General features: G+C 71.7%; 17 protein-coding genes. 9 read left to right on the forward strand and 8 right to left on the reverse strand.

What is annotated here, in order from left to right; all coding sequences use genetic code 11:
* Positions 1-122: 122 nt before the first annotated feature.
* Both OHT52_RS25945 and OHT52_RS25950 read left to right on the forward strand, forming a co-directional pair.
* On the forward strand, positions 123-1,175 hold the full coding sequence (locus OHT52_RS25945) for an LLM class F420-dependent oxidoreductase (protein ID WP_328722594.1): 1,053 nt from the start codon (positions 123-125) through the stop codon (positions 1,173-1,175).
* Positions 1,176-1,279: 104 nt separating this feature from the next.
* Complete coding sequence (locus OHT52_RS25950) at positions 1,280-2,068, forward strand: ferritin-like domain-containing protein (protein WP_328722595.1); 789 nt, start codon at positions 1,280-1,282, stop codon at positions 2,066-2,068.
* Positions 2,069-2,165: 97 nt separating this feature from the next.
* Here OHT52_RS25950 and OHT52_RS25955 read toward each other — a convergent pair whose 3' ends face one another.
* The gene (locus OHT52_RS25955) at positions 2,166-3,161 is read right to left on the reverse strand and encodes a magnesium and cobalt transport protein CorA (RefSeq protein ID WP_328722596.1); all 996 of its coding nucleotides are present in this window, start codon (positions 3,159-3,161) and stop codon (positions 2,166-2,168) included.
* A gap of 75 nt (positions 3,162-3,236) precedes the next feature.
* Here OHT52_RS25955 and OHT52_RS25960 point away from each other — a divergent pair, with 75 nt between their 5' ends.
* The 4 genes from OHT52_RS25960 to mshC all read left to right on the forward strand — a co-directional run bounded on the left by OHT52_RS25960 (position 3,237) and on the right by mshC (position 6,851).
* The gene (locus OHT52_RS25960; protein WP_328722597.1) at positions 3,237-3,959 is read left to right on the forward strand and encodes a histidine phosphatase family protein; all 723 of its coding nucleotides are present in this window, start codon (positions 3,237-3,239) and stop codon (positions 3,957-3,959) included.
* A gap of 121 nt (positions 3,960-4,080) precedes the next feature.
* On the forward strand, positions 4,081-4,671 hold the full coding sequence (locus tag OHT52_RS25965; protein ID WP_328722598.1) for a DUF3090 domain-containing protein: 591 nt from the start codon (positions 4,081-4,083) through the stop codon (positions 4,669-4,671).
* A complete protein-coding gene (locus tag OHT52_RS25970; RefSeq protein WP_328722599.1) occupies positions 4,635-5,468 on the forward strand; it encodes an SCO1664 family protein in 834 nt (277 codons plus the stop codon). Before OHT52_RS25965 ends, OHT52_RS25970 begins: the two co-directional genes overlap by 37 nt.
* A 153-nt stretch (positions 5,469-5,621) precedes the next feature.
* Positions 5,622-6,851: a cysteine--1-D-myo-inosityl 2-amino-2-deoxy-alpha-D-glucopyranoside ligase gene (gene mshC, locus OHT52_RS25975; RefSeq protein ID WP_328722600.1), complete on the forward strand. Its 1,230-nt coding sequence runs from the start codon at positions 5,622-5,624 to the stop codon at positions 6,849-6,851.
* Between the two features lie 86 nt (positions 6,852-6,937).
* Here the strand turns inward: mshC and OHT52_RS25980 are convergent, their stop codons facing one another.
* Complete coding sequence (locus OHT52_RS25980) at positions 6,938-8,008, reverse strand: PAC2 family protein (RefSeq protein ID WP_328722601.1); 1,071 nt, start codon at positions 8,006-8,008, stop codon at positions 6,938-6,940.
* Between the two features lie 264 nt (positions 8,009-8,272).
* Between OHT52_RS25980 and OHT52_RS25985 the strand changes: the two genes are divergently transcribed.
* Together OHT52_RS25985 and OHT52_RS25990 are read left to right on the forward strand one after the other, a co-directional pair.
* Entirely contained in the window at positions 8,273-9,613 is a 1,341-nt protein-coding gene (locus OHT52_RS25985; RefSeq protein WP_328722602.1) for an enolase C-terminal domain-like protein, read from the forward strand.
* Complete coding sequence (locus tag OHT52_RS25990) at positions 9,610-10,389, forward strand: SDR family NAD(P)-dependent oxidoreductase (RefSeq protein WP_328722603.1); 780 nt, start codon at positions 9,610-9,612, stop codon at positions 10,387-10,389. Before OHT52_RS25985 ends, OHT52_RS25990 begins: the two co-directional genes overlap by 4 nt.
* A 171-nt stretch (positions 10,390-10,560) precedes the next feature.
* Here the strand turns inward: OHT52_RS25990 and OHT52_RS25995 are convergent, their stop codons facing one another.
* The 6 genes from OHT52_RS25995 to OHT52_RS26020 form a co-directional block, all read right to left on the reverse strand.
* Entirely contained in the window at positions 10,561-11,232 is a 672-nt protein-coding gene (locus OHT52_RS25995; RefSeq protein WP_328722604.1) for a FadR/GntR family transcriptional regulator, read from the reverse strand.
* Positions 11,233-11,327: 95 nt separating this feature from the next.
* On the reverse strand, positions 11,328-12,386 hold the full coding sequence (locus OHT52_RS26000; RefSeq protein ID WP_328722605.1) for an LLM class flavin-dependent oxidoreductase: 1,059 nt from the start codon (positions 12,384-12,386) through the stop codon (positions 11,328-11,330).
* A gap of 95 nt (positions 12,387-12,481) precedes the next feature.
* Positions 12,482-14,092, reverse strand: a complete 1,611-nt coding sequence (locus OHT52_RS26005) for a glycerol-3-phosphate dehydrogenase/oxidase (protein ID WP_328722606.1) — start codon at positions 14,090-14,092, stop codon at positions 12,482-12,484.
* Between the two features lie 6 nt (positions 14,093-14,098).
* On the reverse strand, positions 14,099-15,631 hold the full coding sequence (glpK, locus tag OHT52_RS26010) for a glycerol kinase GlpK (protein ID WP_328722607.1): 1,533 nt from the start codon (positions 15,629-15,631) through the stop codon (positions 14,099-14,101).
* 70 nt (positions 15,632-15,701) lie between these two features.
* Positions 15,702-16,493 carry an MIP/aquaporin family protein gene (locus OHT52_RS26015; protein WP_328722608.1) on the reverse strand — a complete coding sequence of 264 codons (792 nt, stop codon included), beginning with the start codon at positions 16,491-16,493 and terminating at the stop codon, positions 15,702-15,704.
* 402 nt (positions 16,494-16,895) lie between these two features.
* Complete coding sequence (locus OHT52_RS26020) at positions 16,896-17,660, reverse strand: IclR family transcriptional regulator (protein WP_328722609.1); 765 nt, start codon at positions 17,658-17,660, stop codon at positions 16,896-16,898.
* A gap of 247 nt (positions 17,661-17,907) precedes the next feature.
* Here OHT52_RS26020 and metH point away from each other — a divergent pair, with 247 nt between their 5' ends.
* Positions 17,908-21,420 (forward strand): methionine synthase, encoded by a 3,513-nt coding sequence (gene metH, locus OHT52_RS26025; protein WP_328722610.1) that lies wholly within the window; start codon positions 17,908-17,910, stop codon positions 21,418-21,420.
* The last annotated feature ends 80 nt before the right edge of the window (positions 21,421-21,500 follow it).

The raw sequence follows: 21,500 nt of genomic DNA on the forward strand, positions 1-21,500 counted from the left end.
CGGGCCCCCGGAGCGGGGAAGCCTGTGGACAACCATGGCGCGGCCCTGCCCCTGCCGGACGGCGGCGCACCGCGCTAGAGTCCGGCGAACAGAGACGTTACTGATCAGTAAGGGGAGCGGATATGCGGCTCGGCATCAATCTCGGTTACTGGGGTGCGGGCATGGACGCCGACAACCTCGCCGTCGCGCAGGAGGCGGACCGACTCGGCTACGACGTCTGCTGGGCGGCGGAGGCGTACGGTTCCGACGCGCCGACCGTGCTCACCTGGGTCGCGGCGCAGACCGAGTCCATCGACGTGGGCTCCGCGATCATGCAGATCCCGGCCCGTCAGCCCGCCATGACCGCCATGACGGCGGCCACGCTCGACTCCCTCTCGGGTGGCCGCTTCCGCCTGGGCCTCGGCGTCTCGGGGCCCCAGGTCTCCGAAGGCTGGTACGGCGTCACGTTCGACAAGCCGCTGGCCCGCACCCGCGAGTACGTCGACATCGTCCGCAAGGCGATGGCCCGCGAGCGCCTCACGTACGAGGGGCAGCACTGGACCCTCCCGCTGCCCGGCGGTCCGGGCAAGCCGATCAAGCTGACCGTCCACCCGCAGCGCGAGCACATCCCGCTCTACATCGCCGCCATCGGCCCCAAGAACCTGGAGCAGACCGGCGAGATCGCGGACGGCGCCCTGCTGATCTTCCCGTCCGCCGAGCACCTGGAGGAGACCGCGCTGCGGCACCTGCGGGCGGGCCGCGAGAAGGCCGGGCTGCCCCTGGAGGGCTTCGACGTCTGCCCGACCGTCCCGCTGGCTGTCGGCGACGACGTGAACGGTCTGGCGGACATGTTCCGCCCGTACACCGCGCTCTACGTCGGCGGCATGGGCAGCCGGAAGCAGAACTTCTACAACCAGCTCGCCCGGCGCATGGGGTACGAGAAGGAAGCCGCCGAGATCCAGGACAAGTACCTCGCCGGGGACAAGAACGGCGCTGCCGCCGCCGTCCCGCACCGGCTGATCGACCAGACCACCCTGCTCGGCCCGGTCGACCGGATCGCCGACGGGATGCGCGCCTACGCCGAGGCCGGCGTCACCACCCTCACCCTCGCCCCCGCCGGCTTCACGCTGGAGGAGCGGATCACCGCCCTGCGCGCCGGTACGGAGGCCCTGGAGCGCTCCGGCGCCGCCGAGTAACGTCACCGGCCGGAGCGGGCCCCGGCCCGCTCCGGTTGCCCGGAGCGCCGCGGAGCCGTTGAATTTTTGAAGGCTGTCCGGAGACGGGTACGGAGGTGGCAGTCATGCTCTCGGCAAAGAGTCTCTTCCAGGAGATCCTCGACGACGACGAGTCGTTCCGGCTCTTCTGCTCCATCGCCGCCAGCGGTGAGTCCCAGGGCGGCTGGGAGAATGCCCGCATCGCCGCGCTCGTGCCCGAGAGCCAGCGCGCCCTCGCCCCGAAAATCGTCCGGCACGGCGCAGACGAGGACAAGCACGGCCGGATCTTCGACGCGCTCCTGAAGAAACGCGGGCTGCCCGCCGCCGAGGTCCCGGCCGACACCGACTACACGATGTTGCTGGAGCGCCACGGGATCGGCCTCGCCCACGCACGGCTCAGGGGCGAGGAACCGCTCGCGGAGCGCGACATCGTCACCTATCTGGCCCACAGCAGGGTCACCGAGCAGCGGGCTTCCGAGCAGATGCGCCTGCTGGTCAGGTACTTCGCCGACGACCCCGTCATCGGCCGCGCCGTGCGGATGATCTCGCGCGACGAGGACAACCACCTCGCCTACTGCCACGAGGAACTGCTCCGCCTCGCCCGCGCCGGCCACGGCCGTGCGATCCGTCGCATCCTGCGCGAGTGCGCCCTCGCCGAGATCCGGGTCTACCGCGACGTCAGCCTCGCCGTCATGGCCCACATGGGCCGCATCCTCGGCTGGCCCCGGCCGAAGGCGGCGGCGCTGGCGGCGGGCATCCACGCGATGTACGCGTACGAGCGGCTGGCCGGCTGGCGCCGGATGGTCAGCCTGGCGGAGCCGGAGCGCCGCGACGCCCTCGGCGCCCCGGCCGTGGCGGGCGCCGAATTCGCCTGAGACCGGCAGGCAGACAGGCAGACAGGCAGACCGGCAAACAGGCAGACCGGCAGACCGGCAGACCACGCGAGCCGGAGCCGGAGCCGGCCCGGTGCGGTCAGAGCCAGCCGCGCCGCTTGAACTGCCGGTACAGGCCGAAGACGACCCCGGCCATCAGCACGACCACCGCCGGATAGGACCACACCCAGTGGAGTTCCGGCATGTGGTCGAAGTTCATGCCGTAGATGCCCGCGACCATCGTCGGCACGGCGGCCATCGCCGCCCACGCCGAGATCTTGCGCATGTCGTCGTTCTGCCGGACCCCCATCTGCGCCAGATGCGCCGAGAGGATGTCGGACAGCAGCCGGTCCAGCCCTTCCACCTGCTCGTTGGCGCGGGTGAGGTGGTCGCCGACGTCCCGGAAGAAGGGCTGCGACTCCGCGTGCACGAACGGCACGCCGGTACCCGAAAGGCGGTTCATCGGAACCGTCAGGGGCCCCGCGGCCCGGCGGAACTCCATCACCTGGCGCTTGAAGGTGTAGATGCGGCTCGCGGTGTGCTGGGACTCGGCGTTGCCGCTCGGCGCGAACACCTGGGTCTCCAGCTCCTCCAGGTCGATCTGCAGCTCGCCCGCCACGTCTATGTAGTGGTCGACGACCGAGTCGCTGACGGCGTACAGCACGGCGGTCGGCCCCTGCCGCAGCACCCCGGGCTGCGCCTCCAGCCGGCGCCGTACGTCCGCCAGCGGGGCGCTCTCGCCATGGCGGACCGTCACCACGAACGAGTCGCCCACGAAGACCATCAGCTCGTCCGCGCTGACCGTGTCGCCGTCCGGCTCGTACGCGATCGGCTTGAGCACCATGAGCAGCGAGTCGTCGTAGATCTCCAGCTTGGGCCGCTGGTGCGCCTTGAGCGCGTCCTCCACGGCCAGCGGGTGCAGCCCGAACTCCTTGGTCACCAGCGAGAACTCCTCCTCGGTGGGCTCGTGCAGCCCGATCCAGAGGAAGGCGTCCCCCGAGGCCCGCGCCTCGTCCAGCGCGTCGGAGAAGTCGTCGGGGCCGTCCGTCCGGCGCCCGTCCCGGTAGATGGCACAGTCGACAATCACGGCGCGCATTCTTCCCTGCCCTGGCCGAAAGCACACCTTCGCCCCACCCCCGGGCCCCCGCCGGGGGTCGTTAGGCTGGCCGGTATGCCCACCCTGATCCTCGTACGCCACGGACGCTCCACCGCCAACACCTCCGGAGTGCTCGCGGGCCGTACCGCCGGTGTCGCGCTGGACGAGCGCGGCGCCGCACAGGCCGCCGGGCTCCCCGGCCGCCTCGCCGGAATTCCGCTCGTGGCCGCCGTCAGCAGCCCCCTCCAGCGCTGCCGGGAAACCCTGCGGCCGCTGCTGGACGCGCGTCCCGGCCTCCCCCTGCACGTCGAGGACGGCCTCTCCGAGTGCGACTACGGGGACTGGTCCGGGCGCAAGCTCGCCGAACTGTCCGACGAGCCGCTGATGTCCGTCGTGCAGCAGCACCCCTCCGCCGCCGCCTTCCCGGGCGGCGAGTCGATGCGTGCGATGCAGAACCGCGCGGTCGACGCCGTCCGGGACTGGAACGCCCGCATCGAGGCCGAGTACGGCGAGGACGCCGTCTACGTGATGTGCTCGCACGGCGACATCATCAAGGCCGTCGTCGCCGACGCCCTCGGCATGCACCTCGACCTCTTCCAGCGCATTCACGTCGACCCCTGCTCGGTCACCGCCGTGCGCTACACCCGGCTGCGCCCCTTCCTGCTGCGCCTCGGCGACACCGGGGACCTGGCGGGGCTCGCCCCGCGCGAGCAGGGGCTGGGCGCCGACGCCACCCCCGCGGACGGAGCTGACCACGGCTCGCGCGCCCAGGTGGGGGGCGGCGCTGGGGCGCCGTGATCGCTCCTGGCGATAGGGTGGACGGGCCGTAGGGAGCCCGTTCGAGGGTTTTCCCGGCACCCGTCCCCGAGCGGCGGGGGTCAGCCCCCCGTCCGCCGTCGATCCCCAAGGGAGAACTGACGTGTCCCGTCAGGTGTTCCTCTACGACCCGCCGGAACGATTCGTGGCCGGCACGGTCGGGCTGCCTGGACGCCGTACGTTCTTCCTCCAGGCGTCCGCCGGCGGCCGGGTCACCAGCGTGGCCCTGGAGAAGACCCAGGTCGCCGCACTCGCGGAGCGGATCGACGAACTGCTCGACGAGGTCGTCCGCCGCACCGGCGGCAACTCGCCGGTCCCCGCCGTCGCCCCCACGACCGTCGCCGACAGCGCGCCCCTCGACACCCCCGTGGAGGAGGAGTTCCGGGTCGGCACGATGGCACTGGCCTGGGACGGCGACGAGCAGTGCATGATCGTCGAGGCGCAGGCTCTCGTCGAGATCGACGTCGAGACCGAGGACGACCTGGCGGCGGCCGAGGAAAGGCTTCTCCAGGACGAGGAGAACGGCCCTCCGATGCTCCGGGTGCGCCTCAGCGGCGCCCAGGCCAGGGCCTTCGCCAAGCGCGCCCTCGACGTCGTCTCCGCAGGTCGCCCACCGTGCCCGCTGTGCAGCCTGCCGCTCGACCCGGAAGGACACGTGTGCCCGCGTCAGAACGGATACCGGCGCGGGGCATGACGACCGCAGCCGAAGTGGTCACCCTGCTCACGAAGGGGCGGCTCACCGTCCTCGGCCGGGTACCCGGAGCCTCCAACGCGGTTCTGCGCTGCACCGTCGCGCTCGACGGCGCGGAGCTCCCCTGCGTGTACAAGCCCGTCGCCGGGGAGCAGCCGCTGTGGGACTTCCCCGACGGCACCCTCGCCCAGCGCGAGGTGGCCGCCTGGGAGGTCTCGGAGACCACCGGCTGGGGGCTCGTCCCGCCCACCGTGCTGCGCGAGGGCCCGTACGGCGAGGGCATGTGCCAGCTGTGGATCGACGCCGGGTCCGACGCCGGCCCGATGCTCGCCCTCGTCGAGGGGGAAGAGCCGGAGGACGGCTGGAAGGCCGTGGGCCTCGCCGACGTGGGCGAGGGGAAGACCGCCCTGCTGGTGCACGCGGACGACGCCCGGCTGCGGCGGCTCGCGGTGCTCGACGCGGTCATCAACAACAGCGACCGCAAGGGCGGCCACCTGCTCCCCGCACCCGGCGGGCTGCTGTACGGCATCGACCACGGCGTCACCTTCCACCGCGACGACAAGCTCCGCACCCTGCTCTGGGGCTGGGCCGGCGAGCCGCTGACCTCCGAGGCGGTCGAGGTGCTGGACCGCCTCGCCGGGGAGCTGGCGCCCGAGGCGCGGCTGGCCGTGAGGCTGGGCGGGCTCATCACCCCGGCCGAGCTGGACGCCGTACGGGAACGGGTGGCCGCGCTCCGGACGACGGGGCTGCACCCGGTGCCGAGCGGGCAGTGGCCCGCCATCCCCTGGCCGCCGGTCTGACGGGCGCCCGTCAGCAGAGGGGCCCGACCGACCCGACCGGGCCTCTTCCGAACACCCCTTGGCGGGGCCGGCCGGTTCCGTCAAGAATGCGTCTTCGGACACGATTCGCCATCCGGTTCGTATCCGGAACCGCCGTCCGGTTACGCTCATGACATGCATGCCTGGCCCGCTTCTGAGGTCCCCGCCCTGCCTGGCAAGGGCCGCGACCTTCGGATCCACGACACCGCGACCGGCGGACGGATCACCCTTGACCCCGGTCCCGTCGCCCGCATCTACGTCTGCGGCATCACGCCGTACGACGCGACCCACATGGGTCATGCGGCGACCTACAACGCGTTCGATCTCGTACAGCGCGTGTGGCTCGACACCAAGCGGCAGGTTCACTACGTCCAGAACGTGACCGACGTGGACGACCCCCTGCTGGAGCGGGCCGTGCGCGACGGAGAGGACTGGACCGCCCTCGCGGAGCGCGAGACCGCTCTGTTCCGCGAGGACATGACCGCGCTGCGGATGCTTCCGCCGAAGCACTACATCGGTGCGGTCGAAGCCATACCGGGCATCGTGCCCCTCGTCGAGCGCCTGCGTGACGCGGGTGCGGCGTACGAGCTGGAGGGCGACGTCTACTTCTCCGTCGAGGCCGACCCGCACTTCGGCGAGGTCTCCGGTCTCGACGCCGAGGCCATGCGGCTGCTCTCCGCCGAGCGCGGTGGCGACCCCGAGCGCGTCGGCAAGAAGAACCCCCTCGACCCGATGCTGTGGATGGCGGCCCGCGAGGGCGAGCCCAGCTGGGACGGCGGCAGCCTCGGAGCCGGACGGCCCGGCTGGCACATCGAGTGCGTCGCCATCGCCCTGGACCACCTCGGCATGGGCTTCGACGTGCAGGGCGGCGGCTCCGACCTCGCCTTCCCGCACCACGAGATGGGGGCCTCGCACGCGCAGGCCCTGACCGGCGAGCACCCCTTCGCCCGGGCGTACGTCCACGCCGGCATGGTCGGCCTGGACGGCGAGAAGATGTCGAAGTCGCGGGGCAACCTCGTCTTCGTCTCCACGCTGCGCCGCGAGGGCGTGGACCCGGCGGCGATCCGCCTCGCCCTGCTCTCGCACCACTACCGGAGCGACTGGGAGTGGACCGACCAGGTCCTCGCCGACGCCGTCGCCCGGCTCGGACGGTGGCGCGCCGCGGTCTCCCGTCCGGACGGCCCGTCGGCCGACGCCCTGGTCGAAGAGGTCCGCGAGGCCCTCGCCGACGACCTGGACGCCGCGACCGCGCTGGCCGCCGTGGACCGCTGGGCCGAGTGCCAGCGGTCCGAGGGCGGCACGGACGAGGGCGCACCCGGTCTCGTCTCCCGTACCGTCGACGCCCTTCTGGGCGTCGCCCTGTAGTACCCGCTCGCATCCGCACACGACGGCCCCGGTCCCCCCTTCCAGGGGGGACCGGGGCCGTCGTGTGCGGGTCCGCAGGCCGGGCGTCAGTCGTCCGGCTTGTCCCCGTCGGGAGAGCCGGTACCGGAGTCCGTGCCCGGGTCCGGACCGTCGTCGTCCGACGGCTTCCTGCCCTCGGGCCGGCCGCCGGCCGGAGGGGGGTCCGCGGGGCGCTGGGGCTTGGGCGGACGGGTGCGGCCGCTCGCCGGGTCCCGCAGATACGGCACGTCCCCGCTCTCCGTGGCGTGCCCGCCGGGCGCCTGGCCCGGCCCCGGGCCGGGGTCGCGCCGCCGCAGATAGCGCTCGAACTCGCGCGCGATGGCCTCTCCGGAAGCCTCGGGCAGCTCGGCGGTGTCCCGCGCCTCCTCCAGCGTCTGGACGTACTCGGCGACCTCGCTGTCCTCGGCGGCCAGCTGGTCCACCCCGATCTGCCAAGCGCGCGCGTCCTCGGGCAGCTCGCCGAGCGGGATGCGGAGTCCGAGCAGGTCCTCCAGCCGGTTCAGCAGGGCCAGCGTCGCCTTCGGGTTGGGCGGCTGCGAGACGTAGTGCGGAACGGCGGCCCACAGGCTCACCGCCGGAACGCCCGCGTGGGTGCACGCCTCCTGGAGGATGCCGACGATGCCGGTCGGGCCCTCGTACCGGGTCTCCTCCAGGTCCATGGTCGCGGCCAGGTCCGGATCGGAGGTGACCCCGCTGACCGGCACCGGCCGGGTGTGCGGGGTGTCGCCGAGCAGTGCGCCGAGGATGACCACCATCTCGACACCCAGCTCGTGGGCGAAGCCCAGCAGCTCGTTGCAGAACGAGCGCCAGCGCATGGACGGTTCGATGCCGCGGACCAGCACCAGATCACGGGGCTTGTCACCACCGATGCGGACCACCGAGAGACGTGTCGTCGGCCACGTGACCTTGCGGACACCGCCGTCCAGCCACACGGTGGGGCGGTTGACCTGGAAGTCGTAGTAGTCCTCGGCGTCCAGCGCCGCGAAGACCTCGCCCTTCCATTCCCGGTCCAGATGTCCGACCGCGGTGGAGGCGGCGTCACCGGCGTCGTTCCAGCCCTCGAACGCGGCCACCATGACCGGGTCGATCAGCTCGGGTACACCCTCGAGCTCGATCACCCAGGCCTCCTTCCGAAGTTCCCTCGCGTATGCGTACGCACCAACCTTACGGGTTGGAGCATTCCCATCCGAAGCCCCTTTGCACGGGCGGGTGAACCTCGTCCGCCGATGTGCGGCACCGGTCGAATCGGGGCATCTGACTCCGGATTCATCCGAGCTGTGCGCCCTCGAATTTCTCCCCGCGCTGGACGAAGGGGCTTGTATGACGCTATACATCGGATGTTCGCTGTAGAGATCCGATGTTATTCCCCTGGGGGGCCGCGCATGAGTCAGACCGTCACGGACGTCGAGGTCCACGACATCCGCTTCCCGACGTCCCTGGAGCTGGACGGCTCGGACGCGATGAACCCCGACCCCGACTACTCCGCCGCCTACGTGGTGCTCCGCACCGACGCCCCGGGCGGACCGGACGGCGGTCTCCTCGAAGGACACGGGTTCTGCTTCACCATCGGCCGGGGCAACGACGTCATGGCCGTCGCCATCGAGGCCCTGAAGCCGTATCTGCTCGGCCGGCCCCTCCCGCGCACCGCGGCGGACCTCGGAGACCTGTACCGCGAGCTGACGCACGACTCGCAACTGCGCTGGCTCGGCCCGGAGAAGGGGGTCGCCCACATGGCGGCCGGGGCCGTCGTCAACGCCGCCTGGGACCTCGCGGCGAAGGCGGCCGGACTTCCCGTCTGGCAGTTCCTCGCGACGATGACCCCCGAGGAGCTCGTCTCCCTGGTGGACTTCCGCTACCTGACCGACGCCCTCACCCCCGAGGACGCGCTGGCCATCCTGCGCGCCGCCGAGCCGGGCCGCGCCGAGCGGACCGAGCGGCTGCTGGCCCAGGGGTACCCCGCCTACACCACCTCGCCCGGCTGGCTCGGGTACGACGACGACAAGCTCGTCCGCCTCGCGAAGGAGGCCGTCGCCGACGGCTTCACCCAGATCAAGCTGAAGGTCGGCGGCGACCGCGACGACGACGTGCGCCGCCTGAGGATCGCCCGTGAGGCGGTCGGCCCCGACGTCCGGATCGCCGTGGACGCCAACCAGCGCTGGGACGTGGCCGAGGCGGTGGAGTGGATGAGCGCCCTCGCCCCCTGGGACCCGCACTGGATCGAGGAGCCCACCAGCCCCGACGACATCCTCGCGCACGCCGCCATCCGGGCCGGCCAGCCGGTCAAGGTCGCCACCGGCGAACACGGCGCGAACCGGGTCGTGTTCAAGCAGCTGCTCCAGGCCGGGGCCGTGGACTTCGTGCAGATCGACGCGGCCCGGGTCGCCGGGGTCAACGAGAACCTCGCGATCCTGCTGCTCGCGGCGAAGTTCCAGGTGCCCGTCTGTCCGCACGCCGGCGGGGTCGGGCTCTGCGAACTGGTCCAGCACCTCTCCATGTTCGACTTCGTCGCCGTCTCCGGCACGTGGGAGGACCGGGTCATCGAGTACGTCGACCACCTGCACGAGCACTTCACCGAGCCCGCCGTCGTGACCGGCGGACGGTACGTCACCCCTCGCGGACCCGGGTTCTCGGCCCGGATGCTGCCCGCGTCGATCGCCGCACACCGCTACCCGGAGGGACCCGTCTGGGCGGCCCTCCCCGCCCTCCAGGAGGCCGACCGATGACCGGTACGAAGGATTTCGACGGGCTGTCCGCCCTGGTGACCGGAGGCGCGTCCGGCATCGGCGCCGCCGTCGCCACGCTGCTGCTGGAACGCGGCGCCCGGGTCGCGGTGCTCGACCGGGACACCGCCGGCGCCCCCGGGGGGACGTTCGCCGTGCAGGCGGACGTGACCGACGACGCGCAGGTCCGCGCGGCCGTCGACCGTGCCGCCGCCGAATTCGGCGGGTTGCACACCCTCGTCTCCAACGCGGGCATCGGCTCCATCGGCACCGTCGAGGAGAACGCCGACGACGAGTGGGCCCGGGTGCTGGACATCAACGTCCTCGGCATGGTCCGTACCGCCCGGCACGCCCTGCCGCACCTGCGGGCCGCGGCCCTGGAGCGGCCCGGCGCGGTCTCCATCACCCAGACCTGCTCCATCGCGGCCACCGCCGGACTGCCGCAGCGGGCCCTCTACAGCGCGAGCAAGGGCGCGGTCCTCTCCCTCACCCTCGCCATGGCCGCCGACCACGTCCGTGAAGGGGTCCGCGTCAACTGCGTCAACCCCGGTACCGCGGACACCCCGTGGATCGGACGGCTGCTCGGCCAGGCCGGGGACCCCGAGGCCGAACGGGCCGCGCTCAGCGCCCGTCAGCCGCTCGGCCGGCTGGTCTCGGCCGACGAGGTGGCCGCCGCGATCGTCTACCTGGCGAGCCCCGCCGCCGCCTCCGTCACCGGCACCGCCCTCGCCGTCGACGGCGGGATGCAGGGCCTCCGGCTGCGCCCCGCGTCGGACTGAGTACCCGCCGGCCGCCGGACCCGTCACCGTCGACGGACCGGAGGCCGGCGTCCCGCCCCTCCGGGAAGGCCGAGCGCCTTCCCGGAGGGGCCGCTCGCGTTCCGGGGAGGCCGACCGCGTGTCGGGAGGGTGTGCGTGCGTGCGTGTCAGTCGGACGGAGGGGCGCGCGTCTCAGAGGGTCGAACGCAGCCACTGCTCCACGCTCGCCACATGCACCGTCGCCCAGGCCCGCGCCGCCTCCGGGTCCCGGTCGCGCAAGGCGGCCAGGATCGCGCGGTGCTCCTGGAGGGTGCGGCTGAGCGCGTCCTCCTGGGTCAGGCCCCGCCAGACCCGCGCGCGGGTGGTCGGCCCCGACAGGCCGTCCAGCAGTGAGCAGAGCACGGTATTGCCCGAGGCCTGGACGATGCCCCGGTGGAAGTCCAGGTCGGCGGCGACCAGTTCCTCCACCGAGGGGGCGCTGCCCAGCGCGTCGAGCTGCGCGGCGAGCGCGTCCAGTTCGGCGTCCCCGATCCGGGAGGCGGCCATCGCGGTCGCCGCCGGCTCCAGGATGCGGCGGACCGCGAGAAACTCCAGCACCGTGTCGTCGCGGTGGAAGTCCACCACGAAACTCAGTGCCTCCAGCAGGAGTTGGGGGTCCAGGCTGGTGACGTAGGTGCCGTCGCCCTGCCGTACGTCGAGGATGCGGATCAGGGACAGGGCCCGCACCGCCTCGCGCAGGGAGTTGCGGGACAGCCCGAGGTCCGCGGCGAGTTCGCTCTCCTTCGGCAGCCGGTCGCCGGGGCGGAGCGCACCCGAGACGATCATGCCCTTGATCTTTTCGATCGCCTCGTCGGTGACAGCCATGACGGTCCTCCAGAGTGCGCAGGGGAATCAGACATCGGATGTCTCATCCCATTATGCGGGTCCGCCCCGCCCGCCTCCGCCGCGCTGAGCCGGGATCACTCCCACAGATCCGTCGGGGCCTCCCGGCGGACCACCGGAGCGATCTCCTCCGCGAACCGCTGCAGGGTCTCCACCTGCTCGGGACGGCTCAGACCGAAGCCGTCCACGGTGATCGACTGGAGGTCGTGGTGGTATTCCTCGTAATAGCCGAGGATCTTGTCGATGATCTGCTGAGGACTGCCGATCAGCTGCGGGCCGCCCGCGATGGCGTCCTCGATCGTCCGGAACGGAGTGTTGTACCCGGCCTTCCCCTCCAGGTGCGGCTTGAAGGACTGCCGTACCCGGGCTTCGTACAGCTCCTTGTACCGCTCCACCGCCTGCTGCGAACCGTCCGCGATCAGCAGCCCCCCGGATCCGGCCGCCACCCGGGCGTCCGCCGGATCGTGCCCGTACGCCTCGAACCGCTCGCGGTAGTGCGCGATCAGCCGCGCGTACGCCGCCTTCGGCTGGATGGCGTTGGCCGTGAAGAGGGGATCGCCGTGCTTGGCGGCCAGTTCGGTGGAGTGCAGGCTGGTCGCCGAGCCGTGCCAGACGCGCGGAGCGCCGTCGTACGGACGAGGCACGGTGGTGGTGTTCTTCAGCGGCGGGCGGAACTCCCCCTCCCAGTCCACCCCCTCCTCGGTCCACAGCCGGCGCAGCAGCTCGTACTTCTCTTCCTGGAGGTCCCACTGCCGGTCCTCGTCGAGCCCGAAGAGCGCGAAGTGGCCGGCCTCGGCGCCCTTCCCGACGACCAGTTCGAGCCGCCCCCGCGCTATCTGGTCGAGCGTGGCGTAGTCCTCGGCGACCCGGACCGGGTCGAGGATCGCGACCACCGTGACGCCCGTGAGCAACCGGATGGAGGTCGTCCGCGCGGCCACCGCACCCAGCACCACGGTGGGGCTCGACGAGAGGAAGGCACCGGCGTGCCGTTCACCGACGGCGTAAGCGTCGAAGCCGAGCCGCTCGGCGTCCGAGGCGGCCGCGATCACTTCGGCGAAGCGGTCGGCGGGGGAGAGGAGTTCGCCGGTCAGCGGGTGCGGGGCATGCCCGATCAGGGAGAGCACGGAGAATTTCATGCCCTCCACTGTTCTCGCCTTCCGTTGCGGCGGTGTGGCGGCAGCGTGGCGGGGCCGGGGCGTGGTCACCCCTCCCCGGCCCCGCCGTCCCTCCCTCAGCGGCGCTCCGCCAGCACCGACTCGACACCGGCCCGCACCTCGTCGGTGGCGAGCCCGCGGATCGTCAGCGTCGTCCGCCTGCGCAGCACGTCGTCGGCGGTCTCGGCCCACTCGTGGTCCCGCGCGTACACCACCTGCGCCCATATCTCCGGAGCGTCGGGGTGGACGCGGCGGGCGAGGGCCGGGTCTTCCTCCGCGAGCCGGGTGATCTCGAAGGCGAGCGAACCGTAGTGGGTGGCCAGGTGCCGGGCGGTGTCCGCCGCGAGTTCCGGCCCCGATCCGGCGCCGTCCGCCAGCAGCCGGTGCGTCACCGCTCCGGGACTGGCGATCCCGGGCAGCGCCAGCCGCTTCGGCAGACGGTCCATCGGCTCCATGGCATCGGTCAGCGGCCGGCCCGGGAGCGCGGCCAGCTTGTTCACCACGGCACGGCCGATGTGACGGAACGTCGTCCACTTGCCGCCCGCAACCGACAGCATCCCGCCGCGCCCCTCCGTCACGACCGTCTCGCGCTTGGCCTTCGAAGTGTCGCCCGGACCGCCCGGAAGCACCCGCAGCCCCGCGAAGGAGTACGTGATCAGGTCGCGCGAGAGCTGCTGGTCCCGGACGGAGAAGGCCGCCTCGTCCAGGATCTGCGCGGTGTCCTTCTCCGTCACCGTCAGGTCCTCGGGCTCGCCCTCGTACACCTCGTCCGTGGTGCCCAGCAGCAGCATGTCCTCCCAGGGCAGGGCGAAGGTGATCCGGTACGTGTCGATCGGCGTCGCCAGCGCCGCCCGCCAGGGGGCGGTGCGCCGCAGCACCAGGTGCGCGCCCTTCGACAGGCGTACGGAGGGGGCGGCGCCCGGGTCCTCCATCCGCCGCAGCCGGTCCACCCACGGGCCGGTGGCGTTCAGCACCAGGCGGGCGTCCACCCCGAACTCCGTACCGCTCACCCGGTCGGCCAGCTCCGCGCCGGTGACCCGGCCCCGGGTGAACCGGAGCCCGGTCACCGCCGCGTGGTTGAGCACGTCGACGCCGGCCGCGACCGCCGCGCGCACGGTCATCAGGGCCATCCGCGCGTCGTTCATCTGGTCGTCGCCGTAGACCGCGACCGCCTTCAGCCCGTCCGTACGCAGTTCGGGCACGTCCCGGCGGGCCCGCTGCGGGCTGATCACATGGCCGACGCCATCGCCGAACGCGGACAGCGCCGAGTAGGCGAAGACGCCCGCGCCGAGCTTGGCGGCCCCGTGCGGGCCGCCCTTGTAGACCGGCAGGTAGAAGGTGAGCGGGTTGGCGAGGTGCGGGGCGACCTGTCGGGAGACGGCCCGCCGCTCGAAGTGGTTCTCCGCCACCAGCTTCACCGCACCGGTCTGGAGGTAGCGCAGCCCCCCGTGGAGGAGCTTCGAGGAAGCGGAGGAGGTGGCGCCGGCGAAGTCGCCGGCGTCGACCAGGGCCACCCGCAGCCCGGACTGCGCGGCATGCCAGGCGGTGGAGATGCCCAGGATGCCACCGCCGATCACCAGGAGGTCGTACGTCGTGCGGGAGAGCCGCTCCCTGGTTTCGGCGCGGCCCGGGTGGGGGCCGGCGGCCGGGCGCGTCCCGGGGGCGGGGACGCTCTGCGGGATGGTCATGTCTGCTTACTCCTCGGTGGTGTCGTCGAGCCAGCCCATGGAGCGCTGCACCGCCTTGAGCCAGCTCTTGTACTCGCGGTCACGGGTGGCCGCGTCCATGCGGGGGGTCCACTCGGCGGCCCGGCGCCAGTTGGCGCGCAGCGCGTCGGTGTCCGGCCAGAAGCCGACGGCGAGGCCGGCGGCGTAGGCGGCGCCCAGACAGGTGGTCTCGGCGACCATCGGGCGCACCACGGGTGCGTCCAGACAGTCCGAGAGCATCTGCATCAGCAGGTTGTTGGAGGTCATCCCGCCGTCGACCTTGAGCGCGGTCAGCTCGACGCCCGAGTCCTTCGTCATGGCGTCGCTGATCTCGCGGGTCTGCCAGGCCGTCGCTTCGAGCACGGCCCGGGCGATGTGCGCCTTGGTGACGTACCGCGTGAGCCCGGCGATGATGCCGCGGGCGTCGGGCCGCCAGTACGGGGCGAACAGGCCGGAGAAGGCGGGGACGAAGTACGCGCCGCCGTTGTCGTCCACCGAGGAGGCCAGGGTCTCGATCTCGGCGGCCGAGTTGATGAGCCCCATCTGGTCGCGCATCCACTGCACCAGCGAACCGGTGACCGCGATGGACCCCTCCAGCGCGTACACGGCCGGCTGGTCGCCGATCCGGTAGCCCACGGTGGTCAGCAGCCCGTTGTAGGAGTTGACCGGGGTGGAGCCGGTGTTGATGAGCATGAAGGTGCCGGTGCCGTACGTGGACTTGGCCTCGCCCTCCGCGAAGCAGGTCTGGCCGAACAGGGCCGCCTGCTGGTCGCCCAGCGCGGAGGCCACCGGGACCCCGGCGAGCACCCCCTCGGCGGCGAGGCCGTAGACCTCGGAGGAGGAGCGGATCTCCGGCAGCACGGCGGCCGGGATGTCCATGGACCGCAGGATGCGCTCGTTCCACTTCAGGTCGTGCAGGTTCATCAGCAGGGTGCGCGAGGCGTTGGTGACGTCGGTGACGTGGACGCCGCCGTCGGTGCCGCCGGTGAGGTTCCAGATGACCCAGGAGTCCATCGTGCCGAAGAGGATGTCCCCGCGCTCGGCGCGCTCGCGCAGACCCTCGACGTTGTCGAGCAGCCAGCGGATCTTGGGGCCGGCGAAGTAGGAGGCGAGCGGCAGACCCGTCTCGCGCCGGAAGCGGTCCTGTCCGACGTTGCGGCCGAGTTCCTTGCAGAGCGCGTCGGTACGGGTGTCCTGCCAGACGAGGGCGTTGTGGACGGGCTCACCGGTGTGCCGGTCCCACATCAGCGTGGTCTCGCGCTGGTTGGTGATGCCGATGGCTTTCACGTCGTCGGCCGTGACACCCGCCTTGACGACCGCTCCGGCCACCACCTCCCGCACGTTCTCCCAGATCTCGGCGGCGTCGTGCTCGACCCAGCCGGGCTTGGGGAAGATCTGCTCGTGCTCCTTCTGCTCGACCGAGACGATCCGGCCGTCCTTGTCGAAGACGATGCAGCGGGTGGAGGTGGTGCCCTGGTCGATGGCCGCGATGAACGGGCCGGCGGTGTGTGCGTCGTTCACGATGTGCTCCCCGGGTCTGTGGTGGTGTGTGGAGGCGTCTGCCGGGCGCCTGGGGTCCTGGTCCCGCCCATCAGGCGAAGGCGACGTTGTAGAGGAGACCGGCGAGGGCGCCGCCCACGAGCGGTCCCACGACGGGTACCCAGGCGTAGCCCCAGTCCGAGCCGCCCTTGTTCGGCAGCGGCAGAATGGCGTGCACGATACGCGGGCCGAGGTCGCGGACCGGGTTGATCGCGTACCCCGTCGGGCCGCCGAGCGAGAGCCCGATGCCGACGACGACCAGGGCGGTGACGAGCGCGCCCAGCGTGCCGAGCCCGTTGCCGTCGTCGTTGAGGCCCTGGGTCAGGATCGCCAGGACCAGCACGAGGGTGGCGATCACCTCGGTGACCACGTTCTGCACGGCGTTACGGATCTCGGGGCTGGTGCAGAAGACCCCCAGCACCGGTCCCGCGGCGGGCGCGGAGGTCTGGTCGACCATGCCTTCGGCGGGGTTCGGGGTGCCGGTGATCTCCGGGTCGGTCAGGTGGGCGTGGAACTGTCCGTAGTACACGGCCCACACCAGTACCGCTCCGACGGCGGCACCGAGCAGCTGCGATCCGAGGTAGAGGGGCACCTGGCTCCACGGCGTACCGCCCTGGATCGCGAGACCGATGGTGACGGCCGGGTTCAGATGGGCCCCGGACACACCGCCCGCCAGGTACGCGCCGGTGAGCACCGCGAAACCCCAGCCGAAGGCGATGGCGACCCAGCCCGCGTCCTTCGCCTTGGAGCGTTTGAGCGTGACGGCGGCACAGACTCCACCGCCCAGCAGGATGAGTACGGCGGTACCGATGGTCTCGCCGATGAAGATGTCGGAGCTGGACACCGCGACTCCTTTGTCCTTCGTCCAGGGGAATGCGCACCGCCGGGTCCCTCCGGGGGTACACGCCCCAGATGACGCCCCTTTCTCGGGGAACGCGTCACCTGCAAGGGCTTGACCGGCCCTCGGCATTGCCACACCCTAACGCCTATGGCCGCCGAGCGTTCGGCAATGCCGACCGGTGAACGGCAGTGTTTCGCCCGGTCGGGGCGGGCGTCAAGGGGGTGTGGCATACGACTCGGGGCGGTGTCGCGCTCCGGCACGGACCGGCCGGCGCGCGTGCCCGCGTACCGGCGCCCCGTGGCCGGGGAGGGCGGGCCGGAGCGCCGGGGACGCGGAAGCCCGCCCGGTCGGGCGACACGGGCGGGCTCGGAGCGGCTCGAAAGTTGCGGAGGTGGCCGCGCGGGGTCAGAAGCGGCCGGCCCCCAGGTCGCGGGAGACCGCCCGGGCGCAGTCGCGTACCGCCGCGATCAGCTCGGGCCGCAGCTCGCCCTCCGGGCGCAGCCGCTCCACCGCGCCCGTCACCGCGACCGCGCCGACCGGCATCCGGCGGCCGTCGTGGATGGGGGCCGCGACGGCCGCCACCCCCTCCCAGGTCTCCTCGGTGTCGTCGGCCCAGCCGCGCGCCCTGGTCAGCGAGAGCGTCTCCTCGAACGCGTCCTGCGCGGTGACCGTGCGCGCGGTGAAGGAGCGCCGCTCGCCCTCCAGCGCCTCGCTGTGCGCCATCGGGTCGAACGCGGCCAGCACCTTGCCCAGCGCGGTGGAGTGCAGCGGCTGCATGGCGCCGACCTCCAGCACCTGGCGGCTGTCGTCCGGCCGGAACACGTGGTGCACGATCAGGACCCCGTGCTGGTGCAGCACCCCGAGGTGGACGCTCTCGCCGCTCGACCGGGCGAGGTCGTCGGTCCAGACGAGGGCACGGGCGCGCAGCTCGTGCACGTCCAGATAGCTGTTGCCCAGGCGCAGCAGCTCCGCGCCCAGTTGGTAGCGGCCGGACGCCGGGTCCTGCTCGACGAAGCCCTCCAGCTGGAGCGTGCGCAGGATGCCGTGCGCCGTCCCCTTGGCGAGCCCCACGGACGAGGCGATGTCGGAGAGGCCGAGCCGGCGCTCGCCGCCCGCCAGCAGACGCAGCATCGCCGCCGCCCGCTCCAGCGACTGGATGTTCTTGGCCATCGCGCCGTACTCCTCCACTCGTCCACTCGGTTCGACAATGCTGAACACTATCGGCCGATGCCGACCTCCGCGCGGGGTGAGGTGCGGTGTCAGGCCGTCTCCCCGCCGCACCTTTTCCGCCACAGCATGCAGTCCGGTCGGTGGGACGCCCGCACAGGGGTCACCGGTAGCGGGCTACGCTGGCCGGGTGCGCCTTCTGCCGGAAGTGCGCAAAGCCGACAGCCGTCGCATCCCTGGGAGATCATCCATGGCCTCGTTGCCGACCCCTTCCGCCGTCAGTCCGAGCAGGGCCGACGCACTCCGCGAAGCACTCGCCACCCGTGTGGTCGTGGCCGACGGAGCCATGGGCACCATGCTCCAGGCCCAGGACCCCACGCTCGAAGACTTCCAGGACCTCGAAGGCTGCAACGAGATCCTCAACGTCACCCGCCCCGACATCGTCCGCTCCGTGCACGAGGAGTACTTCGCGGTCGGCGTGGACTGTGTCGAAACCAATACGTTCGGCGCGAACTTCGCCGCCCTGGGCGAGTACGACATCCCCGAACGGGTCTTCGAGCTCTCCGAGTCCGGTGCGCGCATCGCCCGCGAGGTCGCCGACGAGTTCACCGCCTCCACCGGTCAGCAGCGCTGGGTACTCGGCTCCATGGGCCCCGGCACCAAGCTGCCGACCCTCGGCCACGCCCCGTACGGCAAGCTCCGCGACGCCTATCAGCAGAACGCCGAAGGCCTGATCGCGGGCGGCGCGGACGCCCTCCTGGTGGAGACCACCCAGGACCTGCTGCAGACCAAGGCGTCGGTGATCGGCGCGCGTCGCGCCCTGGAGGCCACCGGAGCGAACCTTCCGGTGATCGTCTCCGTCACCGTCGAGACGACCGGCACCATGCTCCTCGGCTCCGAGATCGGCGCGGCGCTCACCGCCCTGGAGCCCCTCGGGATCGACCTGATCGGCCTGAACTGCGCCACCGGCCCCGCCGAGATGAGCGAGCACCTGCGCTACCTCGCCCGGCACTCGCGCGTCCCGCTCTCCTGCATGCCCAACGCCGGCCTGCCCGTCCTCGGCAAGAACGGCGCGCACTACCCGCTCTCCCCGGGAGAACTCGCCGACGCCCAGGAGACGTTCGTCCGCGAGTACGGTCTCTCCCTCGTCGGCGGCTGCTGCGGTACGACGCCCGAACACCTGCGCCAGGTCGTCGAGCGTGTCCGCGGCGTCGTCCCCACCGTCCGCGACCCGCGTCCCGAGCCCGGCGCCGCCTCGCTCTACCAGACCGTGCCGTTCCGTCAGGACACCTCGTACCTCGCCATCGGCGAGCGTACGAACGCCAACGGGTCCAAGAAGTTCCGCGAGGCCATGCTGGAGGCCCGCTGGGACGACTGTGTGGAGATGGCCCGGGACCAGATCCGCGAGGGCGCGCACATGCTCGACCTCTGCGTCGACTACGTCGGCCGCGACGGGGCCGCCGACATGGAGGAGCTGGCCGGCCGCTTCGCCACCGCCTCGACCCTGCCGATCGTGCTGGACTCCACCGAGGTGCCCGTGCTCCGGGCCGGCCTGGAGAAGCTCGGCGGCCGCGCCGTCCTGAACTCCGTGAACTACGAGGACGGCGACGGGCCCGAGTCGCGCTTCGCCAAGGTCACCGCGCTCGCCTCCGAGCACGGCGCCGCGCTGATCGCCCTCACCATCGACGAGGAGGGCCAGGCCCGCACCGTCGAGCACAAGGTCGCCATCGCCGAACGGCTCATCGAGGACCTCACCGGCAACTGGGGCATCCACGAGTCGGACATCCTCATCGACACCCTGACCTTCACCATCTGCACCGGTCAGGAGGAGTCCCGCAAGGACGGCATCGCCACCATCGGCGCCATCCGCGAACTGAAGAAGCGGCACCCCGACGTCCAGACCACGCTGGGCCTCTCCAACATCTCCTTCGGCCTCAACCCGGCCGCCCGCGTCGTGCTGAACTCCGTATTCCTCGACGAGTGCGTCAAGGCCGGACTCGACTCCGCCATCGTGCACGCCTCCAAGATCCTGCCGATCGCGCGCCTGGAGGAGGAGCAGGTCAAGGTCGCCCTCGACCTGATCTACGACCGCCGCGCCGAGGGCTACGACCCCCTGCAGCGGCTCATGGAGCTGTTCGAGGGCGTCAACATGAAATCGATGAAGGCCGGCAAGGCGGAGGAACTTCTCGCCCTGCCGCTCGACGAGCGACTCCAGCGCCGCATCATCGACGGGGAGAAGAACGGTCTGGAGGCCGACCTCGACGAGGCCCTGCAGACCCGCCCGGCCCTCGACATCGTCAACGACACCCTGCTCGAAGGCATGAAGGTGGTCGGCGAACTGTTCGGCTCCGGACAGATGCAGCTGCCGTTCGTGCTCCAGTCCGCCGAGGTCATGAAGACCGCGGTCGCCTATCTGGAGCCGCACATGGAGAAGTCCGACGCGGAGGGCAAGGGCACCATCGTGCTGGCCACCGTCCGCGGCGACGTCCACGACATCGGCAAGAACCTCGTCGACATCATCCTCTCCAACAACGGCTACAACGTCGTCAACATCGGCATCAAGCAACCGGTCTCCGCGATCCTGGAAGCCGCCGAGGAGCACCGCGCCGACGTCATCGGCATGTCCGGTCTCCTGGTGAAGTCCACCGTGATCATGAAGGAGAACCTGGAGGAGCTGAACCAGCGCAAGCTGGCCGCACGCTTCCCGGTGATCCTCGGTGGCGCGGCCCTCACCCGGGCCTACGTGGAGCAGGACCTGCACGAGATCTACGAGGGCGAGGTCCGCTACGCCCGCGACGCGTTCGAGGGACTGCGGCTGATGGACGCCCTCATCGCCGTCAAGCGCGGCGTCCCCGGGGCGGTCCTTCCCGAGCTCAAGCAGCGCCGGGTGCCCAAGCGCGACACCGCCGTCCTGGAGGTCACCGAGCCGGAGACCGGCGTCCGCTCCGACGTCGCCACCGACAACCCGGTACCCACCCCGCCGTTCTGGGGCACCCGCGTCGTCAAGGGCATCCAGCTCAAGGAGTACGCCTCCTGGCTCGACGAGGGCGCGCTCTTCAAGGGCCAGTGGGGCCTCAAGCAGGCGCGTGCCGGAGACGGCCCGACGTACGAGGAGCTCGTGGAGACCGAGGGCCGCCCGCACCTGCGCGGCTGGCTCGACAAGCTCCAGACCGAGAACCTGCTGGAAGCCGCCGTCGTGTACGGCTACTTCCCCTGCGTCTCCAAGGGCGACGACCTGATCCTGCTGAACGAGGACGGCTCCGAGCGCACCCGCTTCACCTTCCCCCGCCAGCGCCGGGGCCGCCGCCTCTGCCTCGCCGACTTCTTCCGCCCGGAGGAGTCCGGCGAGAAGGACGTCGTCGGCCTCCAGGTCGTCACCGTGGGCTCCAGGATCGGCACCGAGACCGCCAAGCTCTTCGAGGCCAACGCCTACCGCGACTACCTGGAGCTGCACGGCCTCTCCGTCCAGCTCGCCGAGGCCCTCGCCGAGTACTGGCACGCCCGGGTCCGCTCCGAGCTCGGCTACTCCGGCGAGGACCCGGACCACGTCGAGGACATGTTCGCGCTGAAGTACCGCGGCGCGCGCTTCTCCCTCGGCTACGGCGCCTGCCCCGACCTGGAGGACCGCGCGAAGATCGCCGAGCTGCTCCAGCCCGAGCGCATCGGCGTCCACCTCTCCGAGGAGTTCCAGCTCCACCCGGAGCAGTCCACGGACGCGATCGTCATCCACCACCCCGAGGCGAAGTACTTCAACGCGCGCTGACGTGCCCCGCACGGTCGCCGGGCGGCACCTTCCCGACGTGCTCGCGTCGGGAAAACACCGGAGACCGTTCACGCGCGAAC

It is taken from the genome of Streptomyces sp. NBC_00247 (assembly GCF_036188265.1).
In the GTDB taxonomy this organism is placed as follows: Bacteria; Actinomycetota; Actinomycetes; order Streptomycetales; family Streptomycetaceae; genus Streptomyces.

Coding starts and splice junctions, on each gene's coding strand:
- OHT52_RS26020 (WP_328722609.1), bottom strand. CDS start 17,660: ATGGCCAAGAACATCCAGTCGCTGGAGCGGGCGGCGGCGATGCTGCGT.
- OHT52_RS25985 (WP_328722602.1), top strand. CDS start 8,273: ATGAGTCAGACCGTCACGGACGTCGAGGTCCACGACATCCGCTTCCCG.
- OHT52_RS25955 (WP_328722596.1), bottom strand. CDS start 3,161: ATGCGCGCCGTGATTGTCGACTGTGCCATCTACCGGGACGGGCGCCGG.
- OHT52_RS26005 (WP_328722606.1), bottom strand. CDS start 14,092: ATGACCATCCCGCAGAGCGTCCCCGCCCCCGGGACGCGCCCGGCCGCC.
- metH (WP_328722610.1), top strand. CDS start 17,908: ATGGCCTCGTTGCCGACCCCTTCCGCCGTCAGTCCGAGCAGGGCCGAC.
- OHT52_RS25990 (WP_328722603.1), top strand. CDS start 9,610: ATGACCGGTACGAAGGATTTCGACGGGCTGTCCGCCCTGGTGACCGGA.
- mshC (WP_328722600.1), top strand. CDS start 5,622: ATGCATGCCTGGCCCGCTTCTGAGGTCCCCGCCCTGCCTGGCAAGGGC.
- OHT52_RS26000 (WP_328722605.1), bottom strand. CDS start 12,386: ATGAAATTCTCCGTGCTCTCCCTGATCGGGCATGCCCCGCACCCGCTG.
- OHT52_RS25950 (WP_328722595.1), top strand. CDS start 1,280: ATGCTCTCGGCAAAGAGTCTCTTCCAGGAGATCCTCGACGACGACGAG.
- OHT52_RS25995 (WP_328722604.1), bottom strand. CDS start 11,232: ATGGCTGTCACCGACGAGGCGATCGAAAAGATCAAGGGCATGATCGTC.
- OHT52_RS25945 (WP_328722594.1), top strand. CDS start 123: ATGCGGCTCGGCATCAATCTCGGTTACTGGGGTGCGGGCATGGACGCC.
- OHT52_RS25960 (WP_328722597.1), top strand. CDS start 3,237: ATGCCCACCCTGATCCTCGTACGCCACGGACGCTCCACCGCCAACACC.